The sequence below is a fragment of the Myxococcus xanthus genome, assembly GCF_013116825.1.
Lineage (GTDB): Bacteria > Myxococcota > Myxococcia > Myxococcales > Myxococcaceae > Myxococcus > Myxococcus xanthus_B.
The window spans coordinates 58,044-75,499 of record NZ_JABFNS010000002.1 but is presented as its reverse complement, the minus strand read 5'-3'; the positions used below and the strand labels follow the sequence as shown (position 1 = coordinate 75,499).

At 70.4% G+C, this 17,456-nt stretch carries 10 protein-coding genes; 6 read left to right on the top strand and 4 right to left on the bottom strand.

Annotated features, from left to right (window positions below; all coding sequences use genetic code 11):
- Positions 1 to 59: 59 nt before the first annotated feature.
- Positions 60 to 4,400, bottom strand: a complete 4,341-nt coding sequence (locus HNV26_RS01090) for a DEAD/DEAH box helicase (protein WP_171439378.1) — start codon at positions 4,398 to 4,400, stop codon at positions 60 to 62.
- 401 nt (positions 4,401 to 4,801) lie between these two features.
- Between HNV26_RS01090 and HNV26_RS01085 the strand changes: the two genes are divergently transcribed.
- The gene (locus HNV26_RS01085; RefSeq protein ID WP_171439377.1) at positions 4,802 to 5,974 is read left to right on the top strand and encodes an FAD-dependent monooxygenase; all 1,173 of its coding nucleotides are present in this window, start codon (positions 4,802 to 4,804) and stop codon (positions 5,972 to 5,974) included.
- A 24-nt stretch (positions 5,975 to 5,998) separates the two neighbouring features.
- Here HNV26_RS01085 and HNV26_RS01080 read toward each other — a convergent pair whose 3' ends face one another.
- From HNV26_RS01080 to HNV26_RS01070, 3 genes are all read right to left on the bottom strand, one after another.
- Positions 5,999 to 7,054 carry an ABC transporter ATP-binding protein gene (locus HNV26_RS01080; protein ID WP_171439376.1) on the bottom strand — a complete coding sequence of 352 codons (1,056 nt, stop codon included), beginning with the start codon at positions 7,052 to 7,054 and terminating at the stop codon, positions 5,999 to 6,001.
- A gap of 146 nt (positions 7,055 to 7,200) precedes the next feature.
- Entirely contained in the window at positions 7,201 to 7,800 is a 600-nt protein-coding gene (locus HNV26_RS01075; RefSeq protein ID WP_171439375.1) for a DUF2378 family protein, read from the bottom strand.
- 66 nt (positions 7,801 to 7,866) lie between these two features.
- Positions 7,867 to 9,327 carry a sensor histidine kinase gene (locus HNV26_RS01070; protein ID WP_171439374.1) on the bottom strand — a complete coding sequence of 487 codons (1,461 nt, stop codon included), beginning with the start codon at positions 9,325 to 9,327 and terminating at the stop codon, positions 7,867 to 7,869.
- A 171-nt stretch (positions 9,328 to 9,498) separates the two neighbouring features.
- Between HNV26_RS01070 and HNV26_RS01065 the strand changes: the two genes are divergently transcribed.
- The 5 genes from HNV26_RS01065 (at position 9,499) to HNV26_RS01045 (ending at position 17,368) form a co-directional block, all read left to right on the top strand.
- The gene (locus HNV26_RS01065) at positions 9,499 to 10,464 is read left to right on the top strand and encodes a PLP-dependent cysteine synthase family protein (RefSeq protein WP_171439373.1); all 966 of its coding nucleotides are present in this window, start codon (positions 9,499 to 9,501) and stop codon (positions 10,462 to 10,464) included.
- 78 nt (positions 10,465 to 10,542) lie between these two features.
- Positions 10,543 to 10,950, top strand: coding sequence for a hypothetical protein (locus HNV26_RS01060; protein WP_171439372.1), 408 nt, complete (start codon positions 10,543 to 10,545; stop codon positions 10,948 to 10,950).
- A gap of 127 nt (positions 10,951 to 11,077) precedes the next feature.
- On the top strand, positions 11,078 to 12,448 hold the full coding sequence (locus tag HNV26_RS01055; protein ID WP_171439371.1) for a TolC family protein: 1,371 nt from the start codon (positions 11,078 to 11,080) through the stop codon (positions 12,446 to 12,448).
- Positions 12,445 to 14,181, top strand: a complete 1,737-nt coding sequence (locus HNV26_RS01050; protein WP_171439370.1) for an efflux RND transporter periplasmic adaptor subunit — start codon at positions 12,445 to 12,447, stop codon at positions 14,179 to 14,181. Before HNV26_RS01055 ends, HNV26_RS01050 begins: the two co-directional genes overlap by 4 nt.
- Positions 14,168 to 17,368: an efflux RND transporter permease subunit gene (locus tag HNV26_RS01045; protein WP_171439369.1), complete on the top strand. Its 3,201-nt coding sequence runs from the start codon at positions 14,168 to 14,170 to the stop codon at positions 17,366 to 17,368. The genes HNV26_RS01050 and HNV26_RS01045 overlap by 14 nt, the downstream gene beginning before the upstream one ends.
- Positions 17,369 to 17,456: the final 88 nt, after the last annotated feature.

Below are 17,456 nucleotides of genomic sequence, written 5' to 3'. Positions count from 1 at the left end.
CTCGGAAGAAACGAAAGGGGCGGCACCCTAGCATCCGCTGCCCGACGGGGCCTCACCACTCAGCTCGCCATCGCCTCGCCGCCGTCTTCCGTGTCCTCTCCAACGTTGCCGTCGGCCGCATCGTCCAGTGCGCCGACATCTCGCGGCACGCCGTCCACGTACGTCACCACGTTGCCCGGCATCGCCGGCACCCGCGGCCCGGGCGTCACCACGCCCGTGAGGTTGAGCGGGTCCACACCGGACAGCTGCACCCGCACACCGGACGGAGGCTGACGGCGCACCGAGCGCGCCATGTCCACCGCCTCCGGCAGGGCGAACTGTTCACCCACGAAGCCCGACACGAAGCGGCCACCGCGCACCTCACCGCGCGCTTCCATGCGGCGGTACACGAAGAGCAGCTCGCGCCACGTGGGCGCCAGCGCCTCGCGCATCACCAGGTCGCGCCAGACGATGCCGTAGCGCTGGAGGAAGAGGCGTGCCAGCGAGTCCAGCACATCGTCTTGCGACTTCGGCTCAGCGGGTGTCAGCAGGCTCCAGCGGCCAGGGCCACCGCGTTGGAGCAGCTTCTGCCGCTTGCGGTGTGCCGGGCTCTGGAGCACGCGCAGGTTCTGCACCGCGTCCGCCGTCACCAGCCCGCGCGCCACCAACTCCCACAGCGCATCCTCGATTTCGGCGGGCAGGCGCCGCGCGCGCGACACCAGATCCTGGAAGAAGCAGGCGCCGCGCCGCTCCAGCACCGCCACCACGTCCTTGCCGGCCGCGCTCAGGTCCGGCGGCGTCCACACGTCCCCGTCCGCCAGCACAGCGTGAGGCCGCGCCGCGGTGAGCATCCACTCCAGGTCCTCGCGAAGGGTGAAGGTCAACGACGCGTTGCGCGTGGGCGACGCTCGCGAGCGCGTGGGCGCGGGCTCCGGCGGCGTCACCGGCGCGCCCCGGCGAGGCCCCGGCGCGGGCTTCGCATCCTTCGTCGTCAGGCGGCCCCAGGCCACCTCACCGGCGTAGCAGGCCCGCTCCAGCAAGTCTGGCGTGTAGCCGCGCATGCGCGCGGGCAGCAGGAAGCGCTCCCACGCGGAGGCCGGCGCCTCGTACCCCTGCAGCAGCCGCACCGCCTTGAGCAGCCCCGTGGAGCCGCGCAGCGCGTCCAGCTCCTCCAGGTGGTGCCAGCGGAAGAGGAAGCGCATGAAGTCCTGCGCGCTCAGCGGCTCGATTTCCTTGCGCAGCCGCCCCACCGTCAGCCGGTGGATGCGCTGGAGCAGGCGCCGGTCGCACCACTCCAGCGGCGGGCTGACCCCATCCGCCAGTGGGACCTCCAGCGGCCGGAAACGGCCGCGCAGCACGTTGCCCTGGGCCTCCAGCTGGTGCATGGCCGCGTTGACGGAGTCCTCGTCCAACACGACGAGCCGGGACAGCTCCGCCACCGTGGTGGGCCCCAGCATCTCCATGCGTCCGCGCACCACCTGGAGCACGGCGGCGTCCCGCTCCACGGGCCGGTCATGCGCCAGCACCGGCAGCGGCGGCTGCATGGGCGCGTCCGGGAAGAGCGCCCGCAGCGCGCTGCCCCGCTCCGCCGACACCAGGAAGCGGCCCGCGGGCAGGTCCATCCACGCCACCCGGCCCTGCTCGAACAGGGGCGTCGCCATGCCGCGCGGAACCTCCTCGGCGGGCAACAGAATCAGCTGCAACAGCGCGTCGTGCAGCTCGTCCTCGTCGCGCATGGGCGGGGCGGCATCCGCCACCACTGCGGCAATCGCCGTCGCGTCCAGCGCGCCGAAGGCCGTCACGTCCTCGGCGGGCATGGCGCGGCGCAGGGCCACGTTGCGCACGCGCCGCTCCTCGGCGGGCGCATCATCCAGGAAGGTGTAGGGCTGGCTGTGAATCATCGCGTGCGCGAAGAGGCTGGGCTCCGGCACGTCGCGCGCCAGCAGGCGGATGCGGCCATCACGCATGCCGCGCAGCACCTCGCGCAGGCCGTCCACGTCCATGGCCTCGCGCAGACAGTCATCCATGGTCTGCTTCACCAGCGGATGGTCCGGCAACTCCAGGTCGCCACCACCGTGGTTGTCCTGGCAGCCCACCTGCTCTGGGAACACCGACGCCAGCAGGTCCTCGCTGCGGGCGCGCTGGAGGTTGGGCGCCACGCGCTTGCCCCCCATCATCCGGTGCAGCGCGAGCGACCGCGTGGCCACCCACCGGAAGCGCGTGCCGAAAATCGGCGCCTGGAGCACCGCCTGCACCAGCACCTCCTCCACGTGGTCCGGGTGGAGGAAGTCGAAAATCTCCGCCAGCGGGAAGGAGTGCTGCTCGCCCAGCGACAGGAGGATGCCGTCCTCCGTCGCCGCCGCCTGGAGCTCGAAGTCGAACGAGCGGCAGAAGCGCTTGCGCAGCGCCAGGCCCCACGCGCGGTTGATGCGGCTGCCAAAGGGCGCGTGGATGATGAGCTGCATGCCGCCCGCCTCGTCGAAGAAGCGCTCGGCCACCACGGTGGTGTGGCTGGGCACCGCGTCGAGCATCTTCTGCCCCGTGCGCAGATAGCCCAACAGCGCGTCCACCGCGGGCGGCGGCATGCGCAGCTCCTTCTGGAGGAACGCCGGCGCATCCTCGCGCTGCGTGAGCTCCTCGCGCAGGCGGCCCACCTGGAGCGACAGCTCGTCCGTGCGGCCCGGCGCCTCGCCGCGCCAGAAGGGCACGTTGGGCGGCGCGCCGCGCGCGTCCTCCACCTGCACCGTGCTGCCCGACACGCGCTGGATGCGCCACGCGGTGCTGCCCAGCAGGAAGATGTCCCCGGGCGAGGACTCCACCGCGAAGTCCTCGTCCAGCGTGCCCACCACCTTGCCCTCGGGCTCGGCGGTGACGTTGAAGGTGAAGGTGTCCGGGATGGCGCCGCCATTGGTGAGCGCGGTGATGCGCACGCCTCGCCGGCCCTTGAGGCGCTGATTCACGCGGTCTCTGTGGAGGTGGATGCCCGCGCGGCCCCGGCGCGCCGCCACGCCTTCGGACAGCAACTCCAGCACGCCCTGGTACTCCTCCCAGGTGAGGTTCCGGTACGAGTACGCGCGTTGGAAGAGGCTGAAGAGCGCGCGTTCGTCCCACTCCTCGCAGGCGCACGCGGCGACAATCTGCTGCGCCAGCACATCCAGCGGCTTCTCCGGAATCCGCACCGCGTCCAGGTCCCCCTCACGCACGGCGTTGAGGAGCGCGGTGCACTCCATCAACTCGTCCCGCGTCATCGCGAAGAGGATGCCCTTGGAGATGCCCGCCTTGTGGTGGCCCGCGCGGCCCACGCGCTGGAGCAACACGGAGATGGCGCGCGTGCTGCCCAGTTGCACCACCAGGTCCACGTTGCCCACGTCGATGCCCAGCTCCAGCGACGCGGTGGCCACCATGGCCCGCAGCTGCCCGGACTTCAGCTTCTCCTCCGCGGCCAGACGAATTTCGCGCGACATGCTGCCGTGGTGCGCCGCCACGGTGCCCTCGCCCAGGCGCTCACCCAGGTCGTGCGCCACGCGCTCCGCCATCTTCCGCGTGTTGACGAAGACGAGCGTCGTGCGGTGCGCCCCCGTCAGCGCCACCAGCCGGTCATAGACCTGCCCCCACATCTCATGGCTGGCCAGCGACGACAGCTCCGCGTCTGGAATCTCCAGCGTCAAATCCCACGGGCGCAGGTGGCCCACCTCCACCCGCTTGCACTCCCGGTGGGAGGCGCCAGTCAGGAACCCGGCGATGGCGTCCAGCGGCTTCTGCGTCGCCGACAGGCCGATGAGCTGGGGCCGCACGTCCGTGAGCGCCTTGAGCCGCTCCAGCGACAGCGCGAAGTGGCTTCCCCGCTTGTCCCGCGCCAGGGCGTGGATTTCGTCCACGATGACGGTGCGCACCGCGCGCAGCGTGGCCCGCGCCTTCTCCGCCGTGAGGTAGAGATAGAAGGACTCCGGCGTGGTGATGAGGATGTGCGGCGGACGGCGCACCATCTGGGCGCGCTCGGAGGCTGGGGTGTCTCCGCTGCGCACCTGGACGCGCAGCTCCTGCGGACGGAAGCCCTCCGCGCGGGCCCGGGCGAGCAGCTCCTCCAGCGGCTGGAGCAGGTTCTTCTGTACGTCGTTGCCCAACGCCTTGAGCGGCGACACGTAGAGCACCTGCGTGCAGTCCGGCAGCGTGCCTTCCAGCGCCAGCCGGAAGAGCGCGTCCAGCGCGGCGAGGAACGCCGTCAGTGTCTTGCCACTGCCCGTGGGCGCGGCGATGAGCACGTCCTGGCCCGCCTGGATGAGCGGCCAGCCCTCCACCTGGGGACGGCTGGGCTCGCCCAGCCGCTCCGCGAACCAGCGGCGCACCACCGGATGGAACGGTGCCAGCGCCGGATGCGCCGCGTACTCCGTGGCGAAGTCGAGGCTGATTTGCGGGGCCATGGGCACCTCCACGACTAGCCTGAACACAGGTACAGCCCGGCGTCAACGCGACAGAACGTCGTGAGTAGGCTCCCACTGCGGGTGTTCCTGGCACCAGGCGGGGGCCCGGCGGGACGCCATTCTTGCGTGCGGGCATGACGCTGACGCGTCACGGGAGCAGCGTGACGCGTCATCCATCCCCGGCACGAGCCACCGCATACAGCGGAAGTCCGTGACACCGAGCACCCGCGCGGATGCACCGCGCCTCGCCGCCAGGAGGAATGTGCCTTGCACATCGCCCCTCGCAACATGAGGAGCGAAAGCTTGAGCCCCACCCACGAGATTCTCCGGGCCCGCATCGAAACCAGGCGCCCTGAGCCCTGCCGCGACGGGACGCCCGCCGCCGCGCGGAGGGGCGCGCCATGAGCGAAGCCTCCTACGACGTCGCCATCATCGGAGGCGGCCCCGCAGGCGCGGCCATGGCCGTGGCCCTGCGAGACCTGGCGCCCTTCCTGTCCGTCGTCATGCTCGAGCGCACGGATTACGACACGCACCGCCCGGGCGAGACCTTGTCACCCGACCTCCGCATTCCCCTGTCCCGGCTCGGTGTCTGGAGCAGCTTCCTGCGCGATGGACATCTGGCCTCGCGCGGGACGTCCTTGTGCTGGAGCCGCGCGGAGCCCAGCGTCCAGGACATGCGGATGTCGCCCTGGGGCTCCGCCTGGCACCTGGACCGGGCACGCTTCGACGAACGGCTCAGCCTGGAGGCAGCCCGGCAAGGCGTCCGCGTCCTTCGCCTCACGACCCTGCTGGACGTCGAGTCCATCGCGAAGGAGGGCTATCGGCTGCACCTCTCCCAACGCAAGACAGGCGCGCTCACGCTGCGGGCGCGCTTCGTCGTGGATGCGACCGGATGGAAAGCCACCTTCGCCATGACCCAGGGCGCGCGGCGCCGCATCCGCGACCGCTGCTTCACCGTTCATGGCACGTTCCAGCTCCGGCCAGGGGAGTCGTTCCCCACGGATGCCCTGGTGGAATCATGTCCGGAAGGCTGGTGGCACTCCGCGCGACTGCCCTCGGACTGTGTCGCCGTCACCCTGGTGGGTGATGGAGATTCCTTGCACGGACTGCGCTGGGCGACGCCGGAACCGTGGATGGCCCTGCTCGAACAAGCCCCCGTCACCCAGGCGAGGCTGGCGGCCTGCGACTTCGCCGGAGAGCCTCTCGTCGCGGCGCCCGTGCTCGTCGGCGAGCTCGACCAGCTGCACGGAGAGCGCTGGCTCGCCGTGGGCGATGCGGCCTGCACCCATGACCCGCTGTCCGCCCAGGGTATCTTCAGCGCGCTGGACTCCGCGCTCCTCGCCGCCAAAGCCCTGGAGCAATACCTGCGTGGTGAAGAGGATGCGCTCTGCGCCTACGAGCAGACGCTTCATCTGCGCTTCGACGAACACCTGCGCAGGCGAAGCGGCACCTACCTCGAGGAGCAACGGTGGCCCGACGCGCCCTTCTGGAAGAACCGGCACACCGCCTTCCCCGCCCTGACGCCCGCCGCGGGCCAGCGCTCCGCGCCAGCGCCCACCGGGCTCGCGCCATGAGGCACCGCGCGTCCCCGGCGCCTCTCAGAAAATCCAGAGGCGCTCCCTGGGGAACGCGAGCGTGTAGGCCCCGGGGGCCAACGACTGGCGCGTCGAGGCGCGCAGTGTCTGCCCTGCGGCATGGAACTGGTGCTCCCAGCGCCCGCCCACGTAGATGGAGCTCACCAGCGCGGCCGGGAGCCGGTTCTCCCCGGGCTCGGACGCCAGCTGGAGTTCCTCCACGCGGATGACGCCAGTGGCCGAGTCGCCACCGGAGCCGTCCCCACGCCGCAGCCCCCACAACGACTGGCTTCCCACCTGGAGCCGCGCCTCGCCGCCGCGCTGCTCCACCACGCGGCCAGGCAAGGTGTTGTTCACCCCCATGAAGTCGGCGGCGAACAGGCTCCGGGGCTCCGTGTAGAGCTGCTCCGGCGTCCCGTCCTGCACCATCCGCCCACCGTCCAGCAGCATGATGCGGTCGGCGATGGCCATGGCCTCCACCTGGTCATGGGTGACGAAGAGCGCGGTGAGCCCCAGCCGCTTGATGAGCGCGCGAATCCACACGCGCGCCTCCTCCCGCAGCTTCGCGTCCAGGTTGGACAAGGGCTCATCCAGGAGCACCAGCGGCGGCCCGTAAACGAGCGCCCGCGCCAGCGCCACGCGCTGCTGCTGCCCACCGGAGAGCTGGCTGGGGAACCGGTCGCCATACCCCTCCAGGCCCACACCCTGGAGCACCTCGCGCACGGCCCGCTCCACCTGCTCGCGGGGCTGCTTGCGCAGCCGCAGGCCGTAGGCCACGTTGTCGAACACCGTCTTGTGTGGCCACAGCGCGTAGGACTGGAACACCAGCCCCAGGTCACGCCGCTCTGGCGGCAGGTTCACCTTCGCTGCCGCGTCGAACACCGTGCGCTCGCCAATGTGGATGCGCCCTCGCACGGGCGTCTCCAGCCCGGCGACGGAGCGCAGCAGCGTGGACTTGCCGCTGCCGGAGCGGCCCAGCAGCGCCACCACCTCGCCATCTCGGAAGTCGGCGGTGATGCCCTTCAAGATGTCATTCGTGCCGAGCCGGACGTAGAGGTCCTCGACGAACAACCGGGCCATGCGGTGACTTCCTTCCGGACAGGGAGCGCGTCCGGCCGGCATCGTGCGACAGCTCGCGGAAGGGGGCCAGCGCCTCCACCGGCAACCGAGACACTCGGAGACGGAGCCGGTCCAGCGGAAGGGCGCGTCGTGGCGGCGCCCCCTCCTCAGTGGATGCGACGGGGACCGGCACCGGCCACGGGCGCCCGGCCGGCGGCCTTCGACCAGGTGACGCGGAAGGTGGCCGCCGTGCCGTCGAAGGCGATGGGCTTCACCTCCACATGCCCCGCCCCCGCCGACCGCAGCGTCTCCGCCAGGAAGCCCGCCGCGAAGTCCGGCGTGTCCGCCGTGACGTCCTTCATCCACAGCGTGGCGCTGTCCTGCGTGGACTCCTCCACGCGGACCTCATTGAAGTTGTTGCCGGCCCGGACGTTGTACGGCACCCGCTCCAGGGTGCGCCGCGGCCCCAACTGCGTGACCAGCGACAGGCTGGCCCGGCCCACCGACGTCTGCCGGAAGCCCTGGAGGAAGCGCGCGCCCAGCGCGAAGCTGGCCTCGTGCGGCGGCAGGGCCGGGAAGACATCCTGCGCCGCCACGCGCAGGAAGGCGCGCCACTGCTCCAATGTGTACTGGGGGCGCAACGGCTCCGACAGGTCGAGCCCCACCGCCCTCAGGCGCTGGCGTCCATCCCGGGTGAGATACGGCCCGAGCGCCCGCACGAAGAGCGCTTCCACGGACTGAGCGAAAATGAGCTTCTCTGACGCCATGCACGGAAGGTGGTAGCGGCAACCCCAGGCGGGGAGTCGTGAGGTGCCCCCATCGTCAGATAATCATCATCGCGGCAGGCGAATGAGGAAGGTCGTGCCCTCCGTCGCACTGGAGGCCACCTGCGCGTCCCCGTCATGCGCCCGGACAATCTGCCGGGTGATGTAGAGGCCCAGCCCCAGGCCGCTGGGTGCGCCCGCGTCACTGGCGGCGCGCCGGCCCCGGCGCCAGGCGCCGAAGACATGGGGCAGGTCCTCCGCGGGGATGGGCGTGCCACGGTTGTGGACGCGCAGCACCACCTCGCGCTCGGAGCCCTCGGCGCCCACCCACACGGTGCTCTCCGGCGGGCTGTACTTCAGCGCGTTGGCCACCAGGTTGCCCACGGCCTGCTCCAGGCGGTCGGAGTCCCACCTCCCCAGGCCGTCGCCCTTGGACTCCAGCTGCACCACCCGGCCAGGATGGCTGGCGCGCAGCTCGTCCACGGTGCGGCGCACCACCTCGAACACGTCGCACGACGAGCGCACCACCGGAATGCCGCCGCCCAGCCGCGAGCGCGCGAAGTCCAGCAGCTGGCGAATCATCCGGTCCATGCGCTCGGCGCTGGTGAGGATGCGCTCGGTGAGCATGCCCTGGCGCTCGTCCAGCCCACCCTTGCGCCGCAGCTGCTGCGCGGACATGGACAGCGCGTTGAGCGGGTTGCGCAGGTCATGCCCCAGCATGCCGATGAACTGCTCGCGGAACTCCTCCGCGCTGCGCGACTCCGTGACATCCCGCAGGGAGGACATCACCGCCAGGACCTCGCCGCCGGCCCCCAGCGCGGGCGACAGGACGTAGTCGAAGTACCGCGGGCCCCGGTCCGACCCCAGGACCATGGTGCCTCGCTGCACCTGCCCCGTGCGAAGGGCCACCCGCACCTGTTCCAGGTACGGCGTCAGCGCCCCATCCGCGGCCTGCATCTCATCCAGGGTCCTGCCCGGTGCATGCACGGCGTGGCTGCCGCGCGAGGCATACAGGGACTGATTGGCCGACAGGACGCGCCCGGTCTCGTCGTAGAGCGCGATGGGGTCCGCCGCGCAGGAGATGGCCAACTCCAGGAGCCGGCGCTGATGCGCCACCTCGCGGGCCAGCTCCTTCACCTCGCGCTCGGCCTGGCGCAGCCGGAGCAGCGCGTGGACCTGGGCCACCAGCTCCTCCGGGTCCACCGGCGCCACCAGGTAGCCGTCCGCGCCGTGCTCCAAGCCCTGCGCCCGATCTCCCGGCCCCACGGCCTGTGCCGACAAGTGGAGAACCAGGACACCCTGCGTGCGAGGCGTCTCCTTCAACCTCCGGCACACCTCCAGGCCGCTGATGTCCGGTAGCCGCACGTCCAGGATGACGAGGTCCGTCTCCTCCGTCACCAGGGCAAGCGCCTCCATCCCGGAGGCGGCGTCCAGGACGCGGAAGCCCGCGAGCCCCAGCACGCGGGAGGTGACATAGCGGCTGGCCGCGTCGTCGTTGACGTTGAGGATGAGCGCGGAAGTGGGAGGCATACGGAAGTGTGCGGGCCAGGCGCTTTCGTAGCCGCGCCTCCGCCTGAACGCCAGATGTTACGGGTACCAACAGCCGCGCTGTCAGGGCAGGCAGGCGAGCGACTGTCCAGGAACCCGGCAAAAAGTTCATGGCCAGTGCCGAACGAGCCGTTTCGCGATAGGGAAGGCCGCATGCGCCCTCCCTGTCGCCCTCTTCCCGCGGACGGCCGCTTCCTCCAGGCCGTGGGTCCCACTCCGCTCGTCCCCGTACGTCTCCACGAGGAGGGCCCCACCATCTGGTGCAAGCTGGAGTTCCTCAACCCCAGCGGCTCCACCAAGGACCGCATCGCGCGCTACATGCTGGAGAAGGCGTGGCGCCAGGGGGAGCTCGTCCCCGGCGGCGAGGTCATCGAGGCGTCCAGCGGCTCCACGAGCATCGCCCTGGCGCTGGCTTGCGCCCAGATGGGCCTGCGCTTCACGGCGGTGATGCCGGAGGGCGTCACCGGGGAGCGCATCCTCACCATCCGCGCCTACGGTGGTGACGTGGTGCTGGTGCCGCGCGAAGCCGGCGTGCACGGCGCCATCGTGAAGGCGGAGGAGCTGACGCGTGAGCGCAAGGCCTTCGCGCCGCGCCAGTTCGAGAACCTGGACAACGCCGAGGCCCACCGGGTGTGGACGGGCCAGGAGATTCTGTCGCAAATCCCGGGCGGGCTGGTGCACGGAGTAGTGAGCGGCGTAGGCACGGGCGGCACCGTGGTGGGCCTGTACCAGGCCTTCGCGGAAGCAGGCTGTCCGGTGACGGCCTTCGTGGCGCGCCCCATCGCCGGCCTGGGCTGCGACATCGAATGTTGCAGCTTCAGCCCCCGCGTCCCGGGCGTGGTGGATGGCATGTCCCGGCTGTACCGCGAGGCGGACATGCCGGGCCGCGTTGAAATCGACGTGTCGGACGACGTCGCCATGAGCACCGCCAGGGCGCTCATCCGCCGCGGCTTCCCGGTGGGACCGTCATCCGGCCTCAACTACGTCGCCGCGGTGGAAGCCGCGAAGCGACTGGGCCCGGGGGCGCAGGTGGTGACGGTGTTCCCCGACCGCATGGAGCGCTACTTCTCCACCGAGCTCATCCAGCCCAAGCCCGCGCCAGCACGCGGCGCGGCATGAGTTGAATGGGAATGGCGCGGCGCGTGCGGAGTTGCACGCGCCGTCACGCCGCGCTATCTGCTGGGCAAGCCCACGTTCATGCTCGTTCGAGTCCTGACATTGCTGGTGGTCCTGGGGCTGCCTCCCATCGCGGGGGCGGCCGAGGGGCTATTCCATCTCTGCCAGGGCACGGTGAAGCTGGACCTGACGTGTGTCTGTCACCAGTCGAAGCGGACGAAGGCCACGCCCGACGCTCAGGAAGCGGGCATCCGTGGCAACCACCACGACTGCTGCGGCGAACTCGCCGTGCAGCTCCCCGCGCCGGAGCCCGTCACCGCGGGCTCACGCCATGCGTGGGCGCTGACACCCCTGGCGGTGCTTCCCCACGCGGTCCCCGTGGTGCCGCCCGCGCCCGAGGCCCTGCCCACGTCGTGGGTGCGCATCCGGGGCGTGCATCACGCCACCGCGCCACCGCTGTACCTGCAGCACTGCTCCTACCTCATTTGAGACGTCCGGCCCGCATGCGTTGAGGCCTGGCGGGTGGACGTGTGTCCACCGGCCGGATTCCGCCCGCCGCCGGTGACGTCCTTCTCCCGGCGACAGGCTCGTATCCCGTCATCTGGAGCAGGAAGTCATGTCACCCCATGGAACCTGGAGGCGGTCCGCCACGCGGGCCGTGCTCGCCACCGGTGTCGCCGTGTGGCTGGGCCCCGGCGCGGCCGGAGCCAATGAGCAGCGGTATCAATCCCAACTCGAAGCCGTTGCCCGGCAGGCCCCCGAGGCCCAGGCACCCGAGCCCTTCTCGAGCGCCACCGTGCTGGAGCGCGCGGAGCTGGTGCGGCAGGTGCTCGCGCGCAACCCCTCACTGGAAGCAGCGCGTGAGGCGTGGCGCGCCAGCCTCGAACGCTACCCGCGTGAGACGGCGCTCGCGGACCCGATGCTGACCTATGAAGTCGCGCCGCTGAGCATCACTGGCAGCGTGCCCTTCGGACAGGTCGTGGGGCTGAGCCAACAGCTCCCCTTCCCTGGCAAGCGTGGCCTGCGAGGGGAGATGGCGCTGGCGGAAGCGCAAGCGATGCGCGAGGACCGAGAGGCCCTGCGTCTGCGCCTGGCCCTCACGGCCTCCACGCTCTTCGATGACTTGTTCGTCGTGGAGCGCTCGCTCGACGTCACGGCGGAGCACCTGCGGCTGCTCGGGCAGCTCAAGAAGAGCGCGGAGGCCCAATACGTCACCGGCCGCGCCTCGCAGCAGGATCCGCTCCAGGCGGAGGTGGAGCTGAGCGAGGTGCTGCGCGAACAGGTGATGTTCGAAGCCGAGCGCGAGCGGCTTCGCGCCCAGCTCAACGGCCTGCTGCACCGCCCCCCCCAGGCACCGCTGCCGCCCATGCCGGAAGCCATGCCCGCGCATGCCGCGGAGTCCGTGCCCGCCGAACGGCTGCAAGACGAAGCGCTGCGCCTGCGCCCGGAGCTGGAGGGCCTGCGGGCCCGGCTCGGTGGAGGCGAGGCCGCCGTCCGGCTCGCGAAGCGAGACTACTACCCGGATGTCATGGTGATGGGTGAGTACAACTCCATGTGGATGGACACGCCCCACCAGTTCATGGCGGGCGTCACCCTCAACATCCCGCTCGACTTCGGCAAGCGGAAGGCCGCTGTGCGGGAGGCCGAATCCGGCCTGAAGCGCCTGCGCCGGGAGGAAGAGCAGCTCATCTCCGACATCCGCGTCGAGGTGGAGCAGGCGCGCTCGCGTGCCGAGGAGGCGCGGCGCGTGGTGGCGCTCTTCCAGGAGCGGCTCATCCCCGCGGCGAAGGACCAGGTGTCCGCCGCCCGCGCGGGCTTCGAGAGCGGCAAGAACAGCTTCCAGGTCCTCATCGAGGCGGAGCGCGGCCTGCGCCGCGTGGAGTTGCGTGAACAGACAGCCCTGGCGGACGTGCAGCGCCGCCGGGCGGAGTTGGACAAGGCCATGGGCCACACCCCGGGGCTGCCCCGGAACGGAGAGACGCGATGAGCCCCCCGAACCGCCGCCGCATCGCCCCCTGGCTGGGAGTGCTGGCACTCGCCGTAATCGTCGTCGTGGCCTGGAAGCCCCTCGCGGGCTGGTTCTTCGGTGCCACGTCCCACACCGGCACCGCGCCCGCGACGCATGAGGCGCACAGCGGCGCGGGCACGCCGCTGCCCGACGCCGCCCTGGAGTACACGCGCGCGGCCTTCGAGTCCTACGAAGCCGCACGGGCCTTGCTCGCGCAGGACGCCATGGAAGGACTCGAGGCCAGGGCGGGAGCGCTGAAGGCCGCGCTCCAGCAGGCCGCCGAGGCCACACAGGGTGATGGCACGCCGCTGAAGGCTTGGCTCCAGCAGGGCGCGGACGGCGCCTCGCAGCTCGCTTCCGCGAAGGACCCCGAGGCAGCGCGCCAGCACTTCGCGCGCGTGAGCGAAGCGCTCATCGCCCTGGCGGCCGCCGACCCGCGGCTCCAGGAAGGCTGGCACGTCTTCGAATGCCCCATGGTGGAGGGGGTGAATCAGTGGCTCCAGCGCGAGCCCAAGCTGGAGAACCCGTACATGGGCCGGCGCATGCTGGCGTGTGGCTCCGCCAGCGAGTGGCGCTCGGCCGCTCCCGAGGGTGCTCACGGCGAGGGTGAAATCGCGCACTACACCTGCCCCATGCACCCGTCCGTGAAGCAGCACGGCCCGGGCGCGTGCCCCATCTGCGGCATGGACCTGACCCCCGTCAGCCGCGCCGAGCTGGCGAGCGGCATCATCCGGGTGGACGACCTGCGGCGGCAGCGCATCGGCGTGAAGACGGCGAAGGTGGAGCAGGCCTCCATGGACCTGTCCCTGCGCGCGCTCGGCCGTGTCACCTTCGACGAGAAGTCGCTGGTGGACGTCACCCTCAAGCTGGACGGCTACATCCACGAGCTGCGCGTCAACGCCACGGGCGAGCCGGTGAAGAAGGGCGACGTCCTCTTCACCCTCTACAGCCCGGAGCTCTACGCCGCGCAGCAGGAGTACCTGCTGGCGCGTCAGAGCCAGAGCGCGGCCAACGCGTCGCTCGTGGGCGCGGCGCGCAAGCGGCTGGAGCTGTGGGGCCTGTCCGCGGCGCAAATCGAGCGCGTCGCCCAGCGAGGCCAGCCGGTGGAGAACATGCCCTTCCTGGCGCCCGCCAGCGGCTATGTGCTGGAGAAGAACGTGGTGGAGGGCGCGGCGGTGAAGGCCGGTGAGCGCCTGTTCCGCATCGCCCCGCTGGCGAAGGTGTGGGTGGAGGCGGACGTGTACGAGCAGGACCTGGCCCGCGTGAAGCCGGGCCATCCGGTGGAAGTCACCCTGCCCTACCTGCCTGGGAAGAAATACGCGGGCAGCGTCGGCTACGTGTACCCGTCCCTGCAAGGCGCCACGCGCACCGGGCGCATCCGCATCGAGTTGCCCAACCCGGAGCTGGAGCTGAAGCCGGACATGTACGCGGACGTCCGCTTCGTCCTGCAGGGCGGCGCGCCGCGACTCCAGATTCCCGACTCGGCCGTCATCTACACCGGCCCGCGGCGGCTGGTGTTCGTGGACCTGGGCGAGGGCCGGCTGCGGCCCCAGGAGGTGAAGCTCGGCATCAAGGGCAACGGCACCTACGAGGTGCTGGAGGGCCTGTCGCCCGGCGACGTCGTCGTCACCAGCGGCAACTTCCTCATCGCGGCGGAGAGCCGCATCCGCTCCGCCACGGATGACTTCGGAGGCAGCCATGCAGCCCACTGAGAACGGCGAACAGGGCTTCATCGGCCGCATCATCGGCGCGTGCGCGCGCAACCCGTTCCTCACCATCCTGCTGGTGGGCGGCCTGGCGGTATGGGCCGTCCACGCGGTTCGCAACACCAAGCTGGACGCCATCCCCGACCTGTCCGACACGCAGGTCATCGTCTTCACCGAATGGATGGGACGTGGGCCGGACCTGGTCGAGGACCAGATCACCTACCCCATCTCCTCTTCCCTGCTGTCGGCGCCGAAGGTGAAGGCCGTCCGTGGCCAGTCCATGTTCGGCATGTCCTTCATCTACGTCATCTTCGAGGACGGCACGGACATGTACTGGGCGCGCAGCCGCGTGCTCGAATACATGGAGACGGCGCGCGGACGCCTGCCCGCGGGTGTGACGCCCATGCTGGGTCCGGACGCCACCGGCGTGGGCTGGGTGTTCCAGTACGCGCTCGTGGACGAGAGCGGCAAGCACTCCCTGGCGGACCTGCGCAGCCTCCAGGACTGGAACGTGCGCTACGCGCTGTCCAGCGTGCCCGGCGTGGCGGAAGTCGCCAGCGTGGGCGGCATCGTCAAGCAGTACCAGGTGCAGGTGGACCCCAACCAACTGCGCGCCTACGGCGTGACGCTGGGCGAGGTGACACGCGCGGTCCGCGAGTCCAACGAGGACGTGGGCGGCCGGGTGATGGAAATCGCGGGCCACGAGCACATCATCCGAGGGCGTGGCTACATCCGCTCCACGCAGGACATCGAGAACATCCCGCTGAAGGTGAGCGGGGACGGCACGCCCGTGCTGGTGCGCAACGTGGGCACGGTGAGCCTGGGGCCGGACATCCGCCGGGGTGTCGCGGAGCTGGACGGCAAGGGCGAGGTGGCCGGTGGCATCGTCGTCATGCGCTACGGGGAGAACGCGCTCACCGTCATCGACGCGGTGAAGGAGCGCCTGGAAGAGGTGCGCGCGGGCCTGCCGGAGGGCGTGGAGCTGGTCGTCACCTATGACCGCTCGGGGCTCATCGAGGAGTCCATCAGCACGCTCAGCCGGGCGCTGGTGGAGGAGATGCTGGTGGTCAGCCTCATCATCTTCCTCTTCCTGATGCACGCGCGCAGCGCGCTGGTCACCATCTTCACGCTGCCCCTGGCGGTGCTGCTCGCCTTCATCCCCATGTACTACCAGGGGCTCACCGCCAACATCATGAGCCTGGGCGGCATCATCGTCGCCATTGGCGCCATGGTGGATGCCTCCATCATCATCGTGGAGAACATCCACAAGAAGCTGGAGGCGTGGGAGGCGGAAGGCCGCCCCGGCGAGCGGCGCGAGGTCATCATCTCCGCGATGCAGGAGGTGGGGCCCTCCATCTTCGGCACGCTGCTGGTGCTCACCGTCGCCTTCCTCCCCGTCTTCACGCTGGAGGCCACCGAAGGCCGGCTCTTCAAGCCGCTGGCGTACACGAAGACGTACTCCATGGGCTTCGCCGCGGTGCTGGCGGTGACGCTCACGCCCGCGCTGGCGGTGCTCTTCATCCGCGGACGCATCCGCCGGGAGGACGAGAACCCCCTCAACCGCTGGCTGGTGGCCCTCTACATGCCGGTGGTGCGCTTCGTGGTGCGGCACGCCAAGGTGGTGGTGGCGCTGTCCGTGGTGGCCATGGCGATGACGGTGCCGGCCTTCATGCGGCTGGGCCATGAGTTCATGCCGCCGCTCAACGAAGGCGCCATCCTCTACATGCCCACCTCGCCGCCGGGCATGTCCATCACCGAGGCCACGCGCATCCTCCAGTCCATGGACGCGGAGCTGAAGCGCATTCCAGAGGTGGTCAGCGTCTTCGGCAAGGCGGGCCGCGCGGAGACGGCCACGGACCCGGCGCCCCTGTCCATGTTCGAGACGACGGTGGTGCTCAAGCCAAAGTCCGAGTGGCGCAAGGGCCTCACCTGGGAAGCCCTGCTGGCGGAGATGGACGAGACGCTCCAGTACCCGGGCATGCCCAACATCTTCTGGATGCCCATCCAGACGCGCACGGAGATGCTGGCCACCGGCATCCGCAGTCCGCTGGGCATCCAGGTGTTTGGCGACGACCTGGACACGCTGGAGCAAGCGGCGGTGGCCATTGAGAAGGCCGTGGCCCAGGTGCCCGGCACGCGCAGCGCGTTCGCGGACCGCTCCACCGGCGGCTTCTACGTGGACATCGGGGTGAAGCGGGAAGAGGCCGCGCGCCTGGGCCTGGGCGTGAAGGACATCAACGAGGTGGTGATGGGCGCCATCGGCGGAGAGAACGTCTCCCAGACGGTGGAGGGCCGCGAGCGCTACCCCATCAACGTGCGCTACGCGCGTGAGTACCGCGACAGCCCCGAACTGTTGAAGGAAGTGCTGGTCCCCACCCCAACCGGCGCGCAGGTGCCGCTGGCCCAGGTAGCGGACGTGCGCTTCGTGCAGGGCCCGCCGATGATTCGCAGCGAGGGCGGCAAGCTCGTCACCTACGTCTTCGTGGACACCGCGCGGCCCATCGCGGACTACGTGAAGGACGCGAAGGCGGTGGTGGCGCGCGAGGTCAAGACGCCCACCGGCGTGCGCGTGGAGTGGAGCGGCCAGTTCAAGTACTTCGAGCGCGCCACGGAGAAGCTCAAGGTGGTGATTCCCGTCACCCTGCTGCTGGTGTGCCTGCTGCTGTACTTCAGCACGAAGTCCGTGGTGGAGATGGGCATCGTCCTGCTGGCGGTGCCCTTCAGCCTGATTGGCGCGGTGTGGCTGCTGTACCTGCTCGACTACAACATGAGCATCGCCGTGTGGGTGGGGCTCATCGCGCTGGCCGGGCTGGACGCGGAGACGGGCGTGGTGATGCTGCTCTACCTCACCCTGGCCCATCAGAAGGCGGACAAGGAGGGACGGCTGCGCTCCATGGCCGACCTGACGGAGACCATCGTTGATGGCGCGGCGCGTCGTATCCGTCCCAAGCTGATGACGGTGATGACGGACATGATTGGCCTGCTCCCCGTGCTGTGGAGCACCGGCACGGGCGCGGACGTGATGAAGCGCATCGCCGCGCCGCTGGTGGGCGGACTCGTGACGTCGTTTTTACTCGAGCTGACCGTGTATCCGGCCATCTTCGCCCTCTGGAAGCGGCGCCACCTTCCCCAGGAGCAGCCAGAGGAAGGCACGGGAGAGCCACCCCTGCCCGCCGAAACCCAGACAGCCTGAAAAAATGCAATCTGGCTGAAACTGGACACTCAAGTTCGCCCCGGGAGTTACGCAACTCCCGGGGGCTGGGCGCCGATAATCCAGGCAG

Excerpts from the sequence above, each read along its gene's own strand:
- HNV26_RS01090 (WP_171439378.1), bottom strand. The coding sequence starts at position 4,400 with ATGGCCCCGCAAATCAGCCTCGACTTCGCCACGGAGTACGCGGCGCAT.
- HNV26_RS01065 (WP_171439373.1), top strand. The coding sequence starts at position 9,499 with ATGCGCCCTCCCTGTCGCCCTCTTCCCGCGGACGGCCGCTTCCTCCAG.
- HNV26_RS01050 (WP_171439370.1), top strand. The coding sequence starts at position 12,445 with ATGAGCCCCCCGAACCGCCGCCGCATCGCCCCCTGGCTGGGAGTGCTG.
- HNV26_RS01060 (WP_171439372.1), top strand. The coding sequence starts at position 10,543 with ATGCTCGTTCGAGTCCTGACATTGCTGGTGGTCCTGGGGCTGCCTCCC.
- HNV26_RS01075 (WP_171439375.1), bottom strand. The coding sequence starts at position 7,800 with ATGGCGTCAGAGAAGCTCATTTTCGCTCAGTCCGTGGAAGCGCTCTTC.
- HNV26_RS01070 (WP_171439374.1), bottom strand. The coding sequence starts at position 9,327 with ATGCCTCCCACTTCCGCGCTCATCCTCAACGTCAACGACGACGCGGCC.
- HNV26_RS01085 (WP_171439377.1), top strand. The coding sequence starts at position 4,802 with ATGAGCGAAGCCTCCTACGACGTCGCCATCATCGGAGGCGGCCCCGCA.
- HNV26_RS01045 (WP_171439369.1), top strand. The coding sequence starts at position 14,168 with ATGCAGCCCACTGAGAACGGCGAACAGGGCTTCATCGGCCGCATCATC.
- HNV26_RS01080 (WP_171439376.1), bottom strand. The coding sequence starts at position 7,054 with ATGGCCCGGTTGTTCGTCGAGGACCTCTACGTCCGGCTCGGCACGAAT.
- HNV26_RS01055 (WP_171439371.1), top strand. The coding sequence starts at position 11,078 with ATGTCACCCCATGGAACCTGGAGGCGGTCCGCCACGCGGGCCGTGCTC.